Origin of the sequence: Streptomyces sp. NRRL WC-3549 (assembly GCF_000721935.1) — a bacterium.
Lineage (GTDB): Bacteria > Actinomycetota > Actinomycetes > Streptomycetales > Streptomycetaceae > Streptomyces.
This window is the reverse complement of sequence record NZ_KL585415.1, coordinates 21,365-35,842: the sequence shown is the minus strand read 5'-3', so window position 1 is coordinate 35,842 and position 14,478 is coordinate 21,365. Positions and strand designations below refer to the sequence as shown.

Below are 14,478 nucleotides of genomic sequence, written 5' to 3'. Positions count from 1 at the left end.
CCTCTGCCCCCACCCCTGCCGCATCTCCCGCCCCCTCGGCGGGCCCGCCGCCGCTGCCCGTGCAGGAGCAGTGGTTCATCGGCGTCAACGGCACCCAGCAAGGGCCGTACGACCGAACGGCGCTGGCCGGTCTGGTGAGCGCGGGCACCCTGACCGGGACGACGTTGATGTGGAAGGAGGGGATGTCCGGGTGGCAGCCCGCCGACCAGGTGCCCGACCTCAGCCGGCTCTTCGGGGCCGTACCTCCGCCGCTCCCGCCGCAGGCCTGACAAGGGGGCGACGTTGAACACCGACGAGCAGAACGCCGGGATTGCCGGCACGAGTTCCCGTTCCTACCCCTGCCAGGCGTGCGGCGCCACGGTGGTGTTCGCGCCGGGCACCGACGCCATGCGGTGTCCGTACTGCGGTCATGAACAGCCGGTGACCACGGCGTCGCGCGAGGTCCGTGAGCACAGCTTCGACGAACTGGCCACTCTGCCCGTCAAGCCACGGAGCTCGGCGACTGACGGCATACGCACGTACGTCTGTCCGGGCTGCGGCGCCCACACCGAGAGCGACGACCTCTCCGCGCACTGCCAGTTCTGCGCCACCGCACTGGTGGCCGAACCCGAAGCCACCGAGCGGGTGCAGCCGGAGGCCGTGGTCCCCTTCGGCCTGGATCGGGACGCGGCCCGGGAAGCACTGCGCACCTGGACATCCTCCCGCTGGTTCGCGCCTTCCCGGCTGAAGAAGGTCAGCGAGGCGGAGACGTTCAAGGGCAGTTACCTGCCGCACTGGACCTACGACGCGCAAACGACCTCCAGCTACCGGGGTCAACGTGGCGACTACTACTACGTCACCGAGACGTACACCACCACCGAGAACGGCGAGAGCGTCACCAAGACCCGCCAGGTACGCCACACCCGCTGGTCCCCTGCCTCCGGGATGGTCAGCCGCGCATTCGACGACGTTCTCGTCGCCGGCACCACTCACGTCGGCCACGACCAGTTGGACAAGCTCACGCCGTGGCCGCTCGAGGAGGCCAAGCCGTTCCAGGCTGAGTACCTGGCCGGCTTCCAGACCGTGCGGTACGACGTGGAGCCCGAGGACGGGCTGGTGACGGCCAAGGAGCGGATGGCCACCGTCATCAAGTTCGACTGCCGGGCCGACATCGGCGGCGACGAGCAGCGGGTCACCGCGCTGGACACGCAGTACTCGGCGCTCACGTTCAAGTTGATGCTGCTGCCCGTGTGGTTCCTCACCTATCTGTACGCGGGCACCAGCTGGCAGGTCATGGTGAACGCCCGCACCGCCGAAGTCATCGGCGAACGCCCGTACAGCAAGGTCAAGATCGCCGCGGCTGTGGTGTGCGGGTTGATCCTCGCCGCGCTGATCGTCCTCCTGGTGATGCGGAAGTAGAGCGCGTGAGCAGCGCCGTCCGCGAGCCTCCGCCGGCTGATAGAACTCGGCTCACCCGAAGCACCGGCACCGGGCGCCGCGCCCCGGCCGAGCGGGCCCTTGCGACGCCGGTGCGCAGCCTTCGTCACTGCTCGCCGAGTGGTGCCTGCCGGGACAGGAACTCTTCGAACGCCGCCTACTGCCTCGGATCCATGAAGCCTTGACGGACATGGCGGCCCTGCTCTTGGAGCCACTGCGTTTCGCCGGTGTCCAGAAGTTCGGCAACCACGGCTCCTCCACGGGCGACCGCAGCGCGTCCTCCCGCGCGACGACGGAAGAGCGGGAACGCTCCGTGCTCCCGGCTTCGCGTTCCGTGACGGGACGACGGTGCGGATGTTCGTCGTCTCGTCCACGAGCCGTCCGGACATACCGCGTCCGACCGTTCGCCTGCGCGGGGCTGCGCGGTGGTGGTGAAGAGGGCGAGGAATGGGCCGGGCCGCCAGCGGGGAGCACGAACAGCCCACGTTCCACGACTTCGACGCGGCCGCCGAGCACCTGGTGGCGACGGGGCGGGCCCAACGGCGAACTGCTGGTCGGCGCGGCCCTCACCCAGCGGCCCGAGAGGTACGCCGCCCTGGTGTGTATGTCCCCCTCCTGGGCGTGGTCCGCTACGAGCTGTCCGGGCTGGGCCCCAGCTGGGTGCCCGAGTACGGCAGCGCCCGGGACCCCGGCCGGTTGGGACCCTGCTCGGGTACTCCCCTACCACCGCATCACCCCGGCCACGGCGTACCCGGCCGTCCTGCTGACCGCCTCGGACGGTGACACCAGGACGGACCCGCTGCACGCCCGGAAGATGCCCGCCGCCCAGCAGCATGCATGCCCCGTCCCGGCTCCGGGCCGGTCCTGCTGCGGCCGGAACACGGCGTGGGCCACGGTGGCCGGCGGGCCGCCTCGCGGACGGTGGCGCTCCAGGCCGAGTGCCTGGCCTTCCTCGCGACGCAGGTAGGTCTCGCCGCCCCGGGCCGGACGGGACCTGCCCGTGACGCCGGACCCATGCACGGCAGGCCACATGGACACGGCGAGGCGTGTCGAGTCCGCGGCGTCACACCGTTACCCCTTGGGGTACACGATCCGGGCGGCGCATCGGGCCCGTCCGGGGCACGGGAGGACGCGTATGCACGCAATTCAGCACGCCCTGTCGATCACCGGTTCCATGGCGTGGGAGATCGCCTGGGCGCTGATCCTCGGCTTCACCCTGTCCGCAGTGGTCCAGGCGGTGGTCCGCAGGTCCACCGTCGTCTCCCTGCTGGGCGACGACCGCCCCCGCACCCTGGCCACCGCGACCGGGCTGGGCATCGCCTCCTCGTCCTGCTCCTACGCCGCGGTCGCGCTGGCCCGCTCACTGTTCCGCAAAGGGGCGAACTTCACCGCGGCGATGGCTTTCGAGATCGCCTCCACCAACCTCGTCGTCGAGCTCGGCGTGATCCTCGCCCTGCTCATGGGCTGGCAGTTCACGGCCGCCGAGTTCACCGGCGGCACATTCATGATCATCGCCCTGGCGGTGCTGTTCCGCCTCTTCCTGCGCGACCAGCTGCTGCGCGGAGCCCGCGAGCAGGCCGAACGGGGGGTGGCCGGCTCCATGGAGGGGCATGCCGCGATGGACATGTCCGTGCGGCGCGAGGGCTCCTTCGTCCGCAGGCTGTTCTCCCGAGACGGCTTCACCTCGGTCTCCCACGTCTTCGTCATGGAGTGGGCGGCGATCCTGCGTGACCTCGTCGTCGGCCTGCTGATCGCCGGCGCGATCGCCGCCTGGGTGCCCGACTCCTTCTGGCGCGCCTTCTTCTTCGACGGCCACCCGCTCGCGTCCAAGCTGTGGGGGCCGTTGATCGGCCCCCTGGTGGCCATCGCCTCGTTCGTGTGTTCGGTGGGCAACGTGCCGCTCGCCGTCGTGCTGTGGAAGGGAGGCATCAGCTTCGGCGGTGTCGTGGCGTTCCTCTTCGCCGACCTCCTGATCCTGCCCATCCTGAACATCTACCGGAAGTACTACGGCGCGCGCATGGCCCTCTTCGTGCTCGGCACCTTCTACACCGCCATGGTCCTGGCCGGATACGTCGTCGAGTTCCTCTTCGGCGGTCTCGGCCTCGTCCCCGACCGCGCCCACGCCACCGTCCCGGACAGCGGGGTGAGCTGGAACTACACGACCTGGCTCAACATCGCCTTCTTCCTGCTGGCAGCAACCTTGGTCGTACGGTTCCTGCGCACGGGCGGCAGGGCCATGCTGGGCATGATGGGCGGCTCACCCGAATCCGACCACGACGGCGCCCGGCCGAACCGCTCCCGCCACTGACACGGACCCACCGGGCAAGATCAGAGGCAGAAGCGGTGCGGCGGCCCGCGGGACAGGGGACGGGGACACGGGACGGGGACACGGCCCTGTACGACTGAGACGAGCCCGTGTCGTCGCCGTCCGCCCGGCGCACCGGCGGACGGCGGCGTGCCCCGCTTGGTGGTGCACGCGCTCCGGCGCCAGGTGCGCCCGTTGTCGCCCGCGTGTGAAAACCCTCAGGCAGACAGGATCTCGACGTACCCGTCGGCCCCGTGGACGCGGATCCGCTGCCCGTCCCGGATCAGCCGGGTCGCCTGCTCGACGCCCACGACGGCCGGCAAGCCGTACTCCCGGGCGATGACGGCGCCATGGGTCATCAGACCGCCGACCTCCGTCACCAGGCCCGAGATTCCGACGAACAAGGGCGACCAGCTGGGGTCCGTGTGGGCGGTGACCAGGATGTCGCCCGTCTCCAGGTCCGCCTCCGTCATGTCGAGGACGACGCGAGCCCTTCCCTCGACGGTCCCGGTGGAGACGGGGAGACCGATCAGGGCGCCGGCCGGCAGGTCGTCGCGCCGGTAGGCCCCCGTGACCGCCTCGCCGTCCGATGTGAGCACCCGGGGCGGAGTGAGGTCGTGGTACGACCGGAAGGCGTCCTTGCGCTGCTGAATGAGCCGCTCGTCCACCTGGCCGGAGCGGGAGACGTCGTGGAACTCCTGGAAGGTGAGGTAGAAGGCGTCCTCCTTGTCCCGGAGCACATGGCTCCGCACAAGACGTCCGGCCTCCCTCAGCAAGGCCTGCTTGTAGACGAAGAAACGGCTGACGATGTCGTACTTCGGGTACTCCCGGTATCCGATGAAGGTGCGGACCCGGTCGATCATGCGTTTGGCCTCGTCGGCTTTCCGGTTCCCGTCCGGCAGGTCCCGCAAGCGTGACAGCAGGTCCTGTTCCTTCTCCCGCGCCCTGTGCCGCCCTTGTTCGAACCGCCGCTCGGCGGCGCCCGGCTCGAAGTTCCTGACGTGGTCGAGGATCACGGGAACGAGCGTGGTGGGGCGCTCGCGCCAACGCGGCCTGGTGATGTCGATCTCGCCGACGCAGCGCATGCCGTACCTGCCGAGGTAGGCCTCGACGGCCTCGCGGGCTTCGGTTCCGCCGGCGAGTTCCGCCAGATCGTCCAGGAAGTCCTCGTCCTCGACGTCCTCCAGGAACGCCACCACTTCCGGGTGGGGGCGGATCACGTCCGCGACGTCGAGCAGGGCCAGCCCCATCTCCGACGTGACGTTGCCGGGGGCGGACAGTGTCAGGGTGTCGGCCGCGTTCTTCTCCCCCAGCCACTCCCCCAGCTTGTCGTTGAGCCACCAGGTGGCCTCCATGCCCGCCATGATCACGCGCATGCTCAGAGGGTCACCGAGGATCCGCTTGTGTTCCTCGAACGCTTCCAGCAGGAAGTCGAACAGCGTCGGTCCGGCCTTCGTCCGGATGTCGCGCTCCAGGGCGGCGACGGACGTCCGGCTGCGCTCGACCAGGCCGGTGACGAGGGTGGGATCGGTCTCGACCGGAGCAGAGGCGGGTGCTGCGGGCGGCCCGCCGGAATCCGCGTCCGGGAGCGACGGAACGAAGTCATCGCGGTCGAGAACGGTCTCCAACGCGTCCCTGACCAGCGGATCCCCTCTTCCCATGAGGTCCAGGAGGCCGGTGCGACTCGCCGGTGAGGCCAGGCGCCGGGTGACGTCCACGAACAGCCTCCCGCCGGCCTCGCTCATCGGCACCATGGCCGTCAGCCGCCACATGGACAGCCCCAGGGGCTTCAGGGCGTCGGTCATCATCTGCTGATGGCCGACGGAGACATAGACGTGGTTCTCCCGGTCGCCGGCCTCGGGCACGGGGAACAGCGTCGTGATCGGCCGACTCTGAACGATCTGGAAGCCGTCATCGATCAGGCACCATTCGATGTCCTGCGGACAGCCGAAGTGCGCTTCGATCCGCCGCCCGAGCCCCACGAGCCGCACGGCCTGCGCATCGGTCAGGGCCGGCACCCGCTGCCGTTGCGAGTCGATCGCCACTTCCCGCGTACCCCCGGCCGGCAGGGCGTGTACGGCACGCGGTTTGGCGGCGATCGCCTTTTCCACGATCTCGCCCCGCCGCACCTTGAACACGTCCGGGTTCACCAGTCCGGAGACCAGGGCCTCGCCGAGGCCGAAGCCCGCGTCCACGGTGGCTACGTTCCGGTTGCCCGTGACGGGGTCGGCCGTGAACAGGATGCCGGCCGCCTGCGCGAAGACCATGCGCTGCACGACCACGGCCATGTGGACGGTCCGGTGGTCGATGCCGTTCCGCCGACGGTAGGTCACGGCCCGCTCGGTGAAGAGCGAAGCCCAGCAGCGGCTGACGTGCCGGAGGACCGCCGTCGGCCCCACGATGTTCAGGTAGGTGTCCTGCTGTCCGGCGAAGGAGGCCGTCGGCAGGTCCTCCGCCGTCGCGCTGGACCGGACGGCATAGGCGGCCTGCTCGCCAAACTGGGCCAGGGCGCCGGTGATCTCCGCCGCGAGATCGCCCGGAATGACGACCTGCTCGATGGCCCGGCGAATCTGCGCGCTGAGCGCACTGATCGCCGCCCGGTCATCCGGGTCCGAACGCGACAACTGATCGAGCCGATCATCGATCGACGGCACTTCGGCCATGATCCGCCGGAAGGCGTCCGTCGTCACGCAGAAGCCATCAGGTACAGGGATGCCTTCGATCCGCGAGAGTCCGCCCAGGTGCGCACCCTTGCCTCCGGCGACCGCGACCTGCAGCTCGTCGATCTCCTGGAGAGCCCGCACATACGGCCGGGTCATGGCGACACCTCCGGGACAGCCGTACTCCGTTGCGCCGCGATGACCGATCCCGTCACCGGCGCGCCCGACTCCGTCCTACCCCTCGCCGGGCATGTCCTCGTCTCCGGTCGCCCTCCCTCCGCCGCACCGGGCGCCCGCAGCCGCACCTCCGGCGCCACCACCGGTGCGACGCCACAGCGTCTCCCGTACGTCGATGTCAGCACACGCACGTCGTGATCCCCCGTTTCCGCAGGTTGTGGTCTCGACCGACGATTCTGCGCCGCGCCCCGGGTCTTGCCGCAAGCCCCCCGGCGCGCTATACCTTGGGAGTGGCAAGGAGAGATGTCTCCTTGCTTTCTTCTTGTGCGGTCCGCGGAATCGGCAGGTACCTCACGACGCGGTGCGGACAGCGGCATCCTCGGGATTGCGAAGAGGCGGCCAGGACGACCGCCTCTCCTGGAATCAGGCGGCCCGCTGGTCCTGGACCTCTCCCGGCCCGGCCGCCTCGTTCAGGCCGCTCCGCCGTCAGGGAGGCCCGTCGGGACATCCTCACGCAGCACGCTGTACCGCACGGCGTCCCGCCAGCGCCCATCCCGGAACACGGTGCTGCGCAGCACGCCCTCGCGGGAGAAGCCGGACTTCTCCAGGGCGCGCTGTTCGGCGATGTTCTCCGTCTCGGTGTCCGCCTCGATCCTGACGACGGGGGTGTGGGCGAACAGGTATCGCACCAGCAACCGCTGGGCCTGCGTGCCGATCCCCCGGCCGCGGCTCTCCGGCAGCAGCTGGGCGCCGATGTTCCAGTAGTACGAGCTGCGCGAGGTCACGGCCCTCCGCCAGGACACGAATCCGAGCCGGTCGGTGCCGGTCACCACCATCAACCGGCCGCCCTCATCGCTCAGCAGGCCGTTCACCTCCCACTCCCGCCGCCAGCGCTCCGGATCCGACCAGCCCAGCCACTGGAACGGCCCGGTCGCCTCCGGATCGGTCAGGAACCGTGCGAGCAGAGGCAGATCAGCCTCGTTCACCGGTCGCAGTATCACAGGATCAGCGCTCATCCCGACCACAGTAGTGTCTCCCCCTGTCAGGACCACCCTCGTCGCGCAGGCCGGCAGCTGTCTCTTATACACATCCCCCCCGGTGTACGCGTTACGCTCCCCCTTTGTCAGCGAGGCGGCCCGGCGAAGAGCCCGACAAGCGCCTCTCGCGGCGACTCACGTGCGCGGACAGAGGTCAAGGAGCTCCCGACACATGGCCAAACACGAGCGGTGGAACGCGCTGCTGGAGCTGCTGGCGGCCGAGGGCAGGCTGGACGTCGAGGAGACCGCAGCGTCCCTGGGGGTCTCCCCCGCGACGGTTCGGCGGGACTTCGACGAACTCGCCGAGCAGAAGATGCTCATCCGGACGCGCGGCGGAGCCATCTCCCACGGCGTCGCCTACGAACTGCGTCGGCGACGGAAACGTCGTGGGGCTCAACGGAGGTACGACCACCACCGAGGTGGCCCGCGCGCTGGCGTTGCGGGCGGGCGGAGGACGGCACGGCGCGGTGGAGGCCGCCGCGGCACCCGCCCTCACGGTCGTCACCAACGCGCTGAACATCGCGGGCGAACTCGCCGTACGGCCCCAGATCAAGATCGTCGTCACCGGCGGCGTGGCCCGGCCTCAGACGTACGAGCTGGTGGGTCCGCTGACCGCCGGCGTACTGAAGGAGGTCGTGCTCGACGTGGCCGTCCTCGGGATCGACGGACTCGATCCCGAGCTCGGCGTGATGGCCCACCAGGAGGACGAGGCGAGTATCAGCAGGCTGTTCGCGGAGCGCGCTCAGCGCGTCGTCCTGGTCACCGACTCGTCGAAGATCGGCAAGCGGGCCTTCGCCCGAATCTGCGGGCTCGAGGACGTCGACGTCCTCGTCACGGACTCGGCTCTGCCGGCCGACATGAGCGCCCGTCTCGCCGACATCGGCGTCAAGGTGGTCACGGTCTGACGGTCCGCCGGAGCCCGGCGCCGTGGGCCGGGGCCTCGGCGGGTTCGCCGCGCGTCATGGTGTGCCGCGCCGCGGCGTCGTCACCCGGCCTTCCCCGGCGTGAGCCTGCGCAGCGGCGCATCGAGCTCACGGGTGTAGAAGTCGATGAACCCGTCGGGGTCGGGGCCCGCGTTCTGCATGACGAGCCGGTCGAATCCGGCGTCGACGTAGCTCTGCACCGCGTCCACGTACAGGGCGGGGTCCGGTCCGCACGCGAACTTCTCCTGGACGTCCTCCAGCCGGACCGTGGTGGTGGCCGCGTCGAAGTTCACCGGATTGGGCAGCTCGCTCATCACCTTCCACCCGGTGAGCGCCCACCTGGAGGTGTCGAGGACGGCCTGCGCGGCGCTCTTCTCGTCGGGCGCCCAGGCGACGGGGACCTCGGCGTAGCGGGGACCGGTGCCACCGGCTTCGCGGTAGTGCCGGACCAGTTCGTCCCTGTCCTCGGTGGCGAACAGCCCGTCCCCGAGCTCGGCGGCGAGCGTCGCCGCGTCACGGCCCCCGGCGGCCACGACGAGGAGGGGAAGGGAGTCGGGCAGATCGAAGACACGGGCGTCCGAGAGCTGAAGGTGCTTGCCCTCGTAGGACCGGTAGCCGCCGCTCCACAGAAGCCTGATGATCTCCAGGGCCTCCCGCAGCATGTCCTGCCGGGTGCTGACCGCGTCCGGGAAGCCGCGGCCGACGACGTGCTCGTTGAGCCGCTCGCCGGACCCCAGCCCGAGGGTGAACCGTCCGTCCGACAGGAGGGCGAGGGTGGCGGCCGCCTGGGCGATGATCGCGGGGTGGTAGCGCACCGTCGGACACGTCACACCGGTGGCCAGCCCGATCCGCTCGGTGCGCGCCGCGATGGTTCCCAGCACGGTCCATGCGAAGGGGGAGTGACCCTGGTTGTCGAGCCACGGATGGTAGTGGTCGCTGATCTCCACGAAGTCGAACCCGGCGCGCTCGGCGAGTACCGCCTGGCGCACCAGCTCGCCCGGGCCGAACGCCTCGGCGGCCAGCTTGTATCCGATCTGCATGTGTCTCCACTCCTCGCTCTCTTCTCCGGTCCCTGTCCGCACGCGCATGCCCGCATTCCGCGGAGCTATCGACCCTTTCGCGTCGGTCGGGTGGTTTCGCAGTGGTGATTCCGGCCGGGGCGAGCAGGAGCGGTCGGCCGGAGAAGGTCAGGGCCGGGGGCGGTGCCGTCGGCGGGCGTGTGATGCCCGTGTCCGCGCCTCCCTCTGCTGCTGCTCGCCCTCGTCCCTCGCCCGGGCATCGTCCGGAGCGATCCCGTCGGCCTACTTCTTCGTCCCGGCGAGCTGCCGGATTCCGGCCCTGGCAGCCTCTGCCGCTCTGCTCATCAGTCCTCCATGACGGAAACCCGGGGGCCCACGGGTGCGGCGGTGAGGGCTGTTCCAGCGGCCGGGCGCCGCACCCTGCCCTGGCTCCCGGCGGCTGTCCGGCCGGGGCCCCTGGCCTCGCGGGCTCACCCGTCCGGCCCCTTTCAGGCTCCCATACCCCGTCTCCAGCCGCCGCCCGTGCGGTGGTCCGCCGGGCAGTGGTACCGACGGGTGGGTGGCGGAAGCCGACGTGACCGGGGCTCGGCGGCCGGGCAGGAAGCCGTGTGGAGCGCGATCCGGCCTCGCTGTCCGTGCGGCCGGCCCTCGTACCGCTTCAGACGCCCAGCTTGGCCCGTACGCCGCCGGACATCGCCGCGGCACGGGCCGAGCGGCGCGCCACATGGGCGTCGTGGCGCACACCGTGGGCGGCGTGACGGCCGCGCCACAGCAGCGAGGGGGCGCTGCCGGTGTCGTCGGCGGCGATCAGCAGGCCGCCCAGCATGGACAGGTTCTTGAGGAAGTGGATGCTCTGCTGTGCCCGGTCGGAGGCGTCCTCCACCTCCCAGAACCGGTGGGCCGCCAGCGTCGTGGGGACCACGGTCGCCGCGAGGGCCAGCGCGGACAGCCGCGGGCACCGTCCCAGTCCGAGCAGGACGCCGCTCACCACCTGCACGGCGCCGTTGAGCCGTACGAGCTGCTCGGTGCGGTCCGGGAGCACGGCGACCCGGTCGGCCACCGGCCGGACGACGGGTTCGGACAGTTCGGCCACGTCCTGGGGCCGGCGCACGGAGTTCACGCCGCCGGCGATGAACATCGAGGCGAGGAGCGGGCGGCCGACGATACGCAGAAGACTCATGACACTGCCTCCGGGATGAGGGATGGGGCCTACTGGGATCATCGGGTGCCCCGACCGGCCTGCGCCATTCGGCACCCGCGGAAGGGGAACGATGCGCGGCTCCGTCCCGGCCGGCCCGAAAGTGGGCCCGGGCCGGAACCGACGGCAGGCTTCACCGGGCGGCCTCCCTCTCGCCCTTCCCGGCCCGCCGGCGTCCGAGGCGTCCGTCGGTCTTGGCGCACGGGCCCGCTCGGCCGGGACCGTGGAAAGGGGGCGTCCGGCTCGGGCGTACATCAGCGGCGTGGGCCCGGCCGGTGGCCTTGGCGGCTGGCGGCGAACCGGGAGGGCGGCACGCCGAAGACACGCGTGAAGGCCGCGGTGAACGCCGCCGGAGTGGTGTAACCCAGGCGGCTGCCGACCTCGCTGACCGACGCGGTACGCAACAGCGGCACGGCCGCGAGCATCCGGGCGCGGCTCCGCCATACGGCGGGGCTGTCACCGGTCTCCGCGCGGAAGCGCCGGGTGAAGGCCCGTTCGCTCATGGCCGTGCGCGCCGCCCACGCGGCGTTGGTCACGCCGGCGTCCGGGCCGGCCAGGTAGTCGCGGCAGATCTCCGCGAGGTCCGCGGAGGCGGGGATCGCCACGTGGAACGGCAGCGGGGCGCGCTCCGCGATCTCGTACAGGAGTGTCGCGGCGATGCTGCCCTCACGCCCCGACAAGCTGTAGTCGGGGGTGAACTCCACTGCGGCCAGCAGCAGTTCCCGTAGCAGTGGCGGAACGTCCACGACCGTGCAGGTGCCGGGCCACCAGGGGACGGCGCCTGGTTCGATGTACAGGCTCCGAGTGCTCACGCCCAGCATCCGGACCCGGTGCCGGGTGGCCGCCGGGATCAGTACGGCGCGTTCGGGCGGGACGGTCCAGGTTCCCTCGGCGGTGTCGACGACCATGACCCCGGTGGCGCCGTAGAGGAACTGCGCGCGCCGGTGCACGTGCCAGTCCAGTACGTGGCCGGGCGGGTAGTCGGTGCCGATCGGCAGGACGGCCCGGTCGACGTGGTCCACCTCGGCCGGCGGGACGTTCCTCACGCTGCTCACCTTACGGGGCCGGGACGCGAAGGAAGTGTGCCGACCATCGAATGCGGGACGTCGGTGCGGGCTGATGGGGTGGGCGTATGGATGTCGTGATGTTGATCGGGGTCGGGCTCCTCACCGGGGTGACGACGGTGCTCTTCGGGTTCGGCGGCGGGTTCGTCGCGGTTCCCGTGGTGGTGTGGGCGGACGCCGGGCTCGGCACGGACGCGATGAGGGTGGCGACGGCCACCTCCGCCCTGGTGATGGTGGTCAACGCGGGGTTCGCCACGGCCGTCACACCCGGACGGGTACTCGTCGCGCTCCGCGGCAGCGGCATGCTGCTCGCCCTGCTCGCGGCCGGTGCCTGGGCCGGTGCGCTGGCCACCCGCCTAGCCCCGGCCGGCCTGGTGCGCTGGGCGTTCGTCGCCTACGTCACCGTGACCATCGGGGACGTGCTCCTGCGGCCCGGCTTCCTGCGTCCGCACGGCCGGCAAGGGGCGGCGGCTCCCGGAGCACCACGGCCGCGCCGGTGGGTGCGGTCGCCGCCTTCCTCGGCGTGGGGGGCAGTGTCATGACCGTTCCCGCGATGCGACGGGCGGGGCACACGATGCACACGGCGACGGCGCTGGCCAACCCGCTCACTCTCGCCATCGCTCTCCCGGCCACCGCGGTGTCCCTGGGCGGGGCGACGGCCGCCGATGCGGCGGACGTGCACGGGCACCTGGCGGGACTCGTCGACCTGCGTGCCGCCTCGGCACTGCTCCTCGGAGCTCTGCCGGTGATCGCCGTGCTGCGGCGACGCCCGCCGCGGATACCCGACCGCACGTACGCCTGGGCGTACGTCGGGCTGCTGGCCGTCGTGACGGTCGCGATGCTGCCGGTTGCCTGACGGACGCGGGGTTCCGGCGGACGCGGGGTTCCGGCGGACGCGGGGTTCCGGCGGACGCAGGGGGAGGCGGGCCGGTGAGGCGGACCGGACGCCTGGCCGGCCCGCCCCTTGCCCGCGTTTTCGGGTCAGGGGTCGGGGCAGACTCCTTCGTCGACGGAGATGCTCACCGATGCGTAACGCCATCCCCCCTCGCGCGTCACCGCGTGGACGTCGAGGCAGAAGGCGGCGTCCGTGCCCTCGGCGGTGACGGTGTACACGGCTTGTTCCTCACCACCGGTGAATGCGGCGGACACCGCAGGGGCCGAGGCGAGTGCGACGCTCATCCCGTCCGACGGGCGGTCAGCCGCCTTGGCTATGTGGGCCCGCAGGATGTCGTCGTAGCTACCGCTCCCGCCGCCCGGCCCGAACTCGGCGTCCCTCGACAGTTCAGCGGTCGCCGTTGTCACCGCGTCCCGCAGTTCGCCCGTCTTCCAGTCGTGGGAAGGCTCGAAGAGGTCCGGGTGGTACAGCACGTACATGCTACCGGCGGCGAACAGCAGAGAACCGGCGATGAGAGCCCGGCCGACCGGGTTGCGGGGGTTGTAGACGTAGCGGTTGGTGCCCCACTTGCTGCGTACGAACACGCGGTCCGCGTCGTCACTGTTGTCGGTCATGACGGGATTCTCGTCCCCGGTGGCTGCGTCTGGCCAGCGGCTTCCCGCGCGGGCGGGCGTGGAACGCGTCCGTGACGCCGGGGCCCGGCCCCGCCCAGGGGTGCGGCAAGGGGCCGGGCGAAGGGCTCAACGGCCTTGGAGCGCCTTGACGTTGTCGCCGAAGGTCCAGTTGCGGGACCCGTCCCAGTTGAGGGACCAGGTCATCAGGCCCTTCAGTCCGCCGGTGGCGTTCCATGCCTGTGCGACCAGCGCGGGCGCCATGTGGCCGCCTCCCGCGCCCGGTTGTGCGGGCAGGCCGGGTACCTGCTTGTCGTACGGGACCCTGACGGTGGTGCCCTGCACGACGAGTCCCTTGTCCAGGCAGTCCGTCTGGGCGGTGAACCCCTGGACGGTACCCGCCTCGTAGGAGTCGCCGGAGCAGCCGTACATGCTGCCGTTGTAGTACTGCATGTTCAGCCACCACAGTCGGCCGTTGTCGGCGTACTTCTTGATGACCGGCAGGTAGGCGCCCCAGATGGAGCCGTAGACGACGCTGCCGCCGGTGACGTAGGCGGTCTCGGGGGCCATGGTCAGGCCGAAGCCGGGTGGCATGGCGGCGAGCACGCCGTCGATGATCCGGATGAGGTTGGACTGGGAGGGCGAGAGCTGGCGGATGTCGCCGCTGCCGGTGAGACCGGTCTCGATGTCGATGTCGATGCCGTCGAAGTGGTACGCCTTCAGGATCGGGACGACGGTCTCCACGAACCGGTCGGCCACGGCTGTGGAGCTGAGGTCGATCCCGGCCGTCGCGCCGCCGATGGACAGCAGCACGGTGAGCCCTGCCGCTTTGGCCTGGCACACCTCGGCCGGCGTGGGCACCCGCACGGTGGCGTCCATGCCGTCCTCCCACAGCACCGTTCCGTCGGAACGGATGACCGGGAAGGCCGCGTTGACGACGTTGTAGCCGTGGGCGGGGATGAGCGGGTCGGTGATCGGCGTCCAGCCGAACGGCGGGTGGACGCCGTTGGCGGCGCCGTCCCAGTTCTCCCAGTACCCCTGGAGCACCTTGCCCTCCGGCCGGGGCTTCAGGGCGCAGGTCTCGGCCGCGGTGGCGGACGCGCTGTGCGCGGAGGAGACGTCGGCCCGTGCCGACGCGCTCGGCGCCGCGCCGAGCAGGGACTGTGCCGCGGC

General features: G+C 71.1%; 11 protein-coding genes and 2 pseudogenes. 6 read left to right on the top strand and 7 right to left on the bottom strand.

The window, feature by feature from the left end; translation table 11 throughout:
• From IH13_RS0122925 to IH13_RS0122910, 4 genes are all read left to right on the top strand, one after another.
• A partial coding sequence (locus IH13_RS0122925; protein WP_158791264.1) for a DUF4339 domain-containing protein occupies positions 1 to 269 on the top strand: 269 nt, incomplete at its 5' end.
• A 13-nt stretch (positions 270 to 282) separates the two neighbouring features.
• A complete protein-coding gene (locus tag IH13_RS0122920; RefSeq protein ID WP_082317678.1) occupies positions 283 to 1,398 on the top strand; it encodes a hypothetical protein in 1,116 nt (371 codons plus the stop codon).
• A 331-nt stretch (positions 1,399 to 1,729) separates the two neighbouring features.
• Positions 1,730 to 2,383, top strand: coding sequence for a prolyl oligopeptidase family serine peptidase (locus IH13_RS46155; RefSeq protein ID WP_420713388.1), 654 nt, complete (start codon positions 1,730 to 1,732; stop codon positions 2,381 to 2,383).
• Between the two features lie 168 nt (positions 2,384 to 2,551).
• On the top strand, positions 2,552 to 3,724 hold the full coding sequence (locus tag IH13_RS0122910; protein WP_031087331.1) for a permease: 1,173 nt from the start codon (positions 2,552 to 2,554) through the stop codon (positions 3,722 to 3,724).
• Positions 3,725 to 3,939: 215 nt separating this feature from the next.
• On the opposite strand, the gene rph is transcribed toward IH13_RS0122910, so the two are convergent.
• Both rph and IH13_RS0122900 read right to left on the bottom strand, forming a co-directional pair.
• Positions 3,940 to 6,540 carry a rifamycin-inactivating phosphotransferase gene (rph, locus tag IH13_RS0122905; RefSeq protein ID WP_031087330.1) on the bottom strand — a complete coding sequence of 867 codons (2,601 nt, stop codon included), beginning with the start codon at positions 6,538 to 6,540 and terminating at the stop codon, positions 3,940 to 3,942.
• Positions 6,541 to 7,028: 488 nt separating this feature from the next.
• Complete coding sequence (locus tag IH13_RS0122900; RefSeq protein ID WP_031087329.1) at positions 7,029 to 7,574, bottom strand: GNAT family N-acetyltransferase; 546 nt, start codon at positions 7,572 to 7,574, stop codon at positions 7,029 to 7,031.
• 193 nt (positions 7,575 to 7,767) lie between these two features.
• Here IH13_RS0122900 and IH13_RS38180 point away from each other — a divergent pair.
• Positions 7,768 to 8,500 (top strand): annotated as a pseudogene (locus IH13_RS38180) (DeoR/GlpR family DNA-binding transcription regulator).
• An 80-nt stretch (positions 8,501 to 8,580) separates the two neighbouring features.
• Here IH13_RS38180 and IH13_RS0122890 read toward each other — a convergent pair.
• From IH13_RS0122890 to IH13_RS0122880, 3 genes are all read right to left on the bottom strand, one after another.
• Positions 8,581 to 9,558 (bottom strand): TIGR03557 family F420-dependent LLM class oxidoreductase, encoded by a 978-nt coding sequence (locus tag IH13_RS0122890; RefSeq protein ID WP_031087328.1) that lies wholly within the window; start codon positions 9,556 to 9,558, stop codon positions 8,581 to 8,583.
• 637 nt (positions 9,559 to 10,195) lie between these two features.
• Positions 10,196 to 10,717 carry a DoxX family protein gene (locus IH13_RS0122885; protein WP_031087326.1) on the bottom strand — a complete coding sequence of 174 codons (522 nt, stop codon included), beginning with the start codon at positions 10,715 to 10,717 and terminating at the stop codon, positions 10,196 to 10,198.
• A 272-nt stretch (positions 10,718 to 10,989) separates the two neighbouring features.
• Entirely contained in the window at positions 10,990 to 11,781 is a 792-nt protein-coding gene (locus tag IH13_RS0122880) for an AraC family transcriptional regulator (protein ID WP_031087324.1), read from the bottom strand.
• Between the two features lie 86 nt (positions 11,782 to 11,867).
• On the opposite strand from IH13_RS0122880, the pseudogene IH13_RS38175 reads away from it, so the two are divergent.
• Positions 11,868 to 12,655, top strand: a pseudogene (locus IH13_RS38175) (TSUP family transporter).
• Between the two features lie 125 nt (positions 12,656 to 12,780).
• On the opposite strand, the gene IH13_RS0122870 reads toward IH13_RS38175, so the two are convergent.
• Both IH13_RS0122870 and IH13_RS0122865 read right to left on the bottom strand, forming a co-directional pair.
• Complete coding sequence (locus IH13_RS0122870) at positions 12,781 to 13,308, bottom strand: hypothetical protein (RefSeq protein ID WP_031087323.1); 528 nt, start codon at positions 13,306 to 13,308, stop codon at positions 12,781 to 12,783.
• Between the two features lie 126 nt (positions 13,309 to 13,434).
• A partial coding sequence (locus tag IH13_RS0122865; RefSeq protein ID WP_420713386.1) for a chitinase occupies positions 13,435 to 14,478 on the bottom strand: 1,044 nt, incomplete at its 5' end.

Bases quoted from the DNA above. Each gene is read 5' to 3' on its own strand.
- IH13_RS0122885 (WP_031087326.1), bottom strand. From the start codon at position 10,717: ATGAGTCTTCTGCGTATCGTCGGCCGCCCGCTCCTCGCCTCGATGTTC.
- IH13_RS0122900 (WP_031087329.1), bottom strand. From the start codon at position 7,574: ATGAGCGCTGATCCTGTGATACTGCGACCGGTGAACGAGGCTGATCTG.
- IH13_RS0122890 (WP_031087328.1), bottom strand. From the start codon at position 9,558: ATGCAGATCGGATACAAGCTGGCCGCCGAGGCGTTCGGCCCGGGCGAG.
- IH13_RS0122870 (WP_031087323.1), bottom strand. From the start codon at position 13,308: ATGACCGACAACAGTGACGACGCGGACCGCGTGTTCGTACGCAGCAAG.
- rph (WP_031087330.1), bottom strand. From the start codon at position 6,540: ATGACCCGGCCGTATGTGCGGGCTCTCCAGGAGATCGACGAGCTGCAG.
- IH13_RS0122910 (WP_031087331.1), top strand. From the start codon at position 2,552: ATGCACGCAATTCAGCACGCCCTGTCGATCACCGGTTCCATGGCGTGG.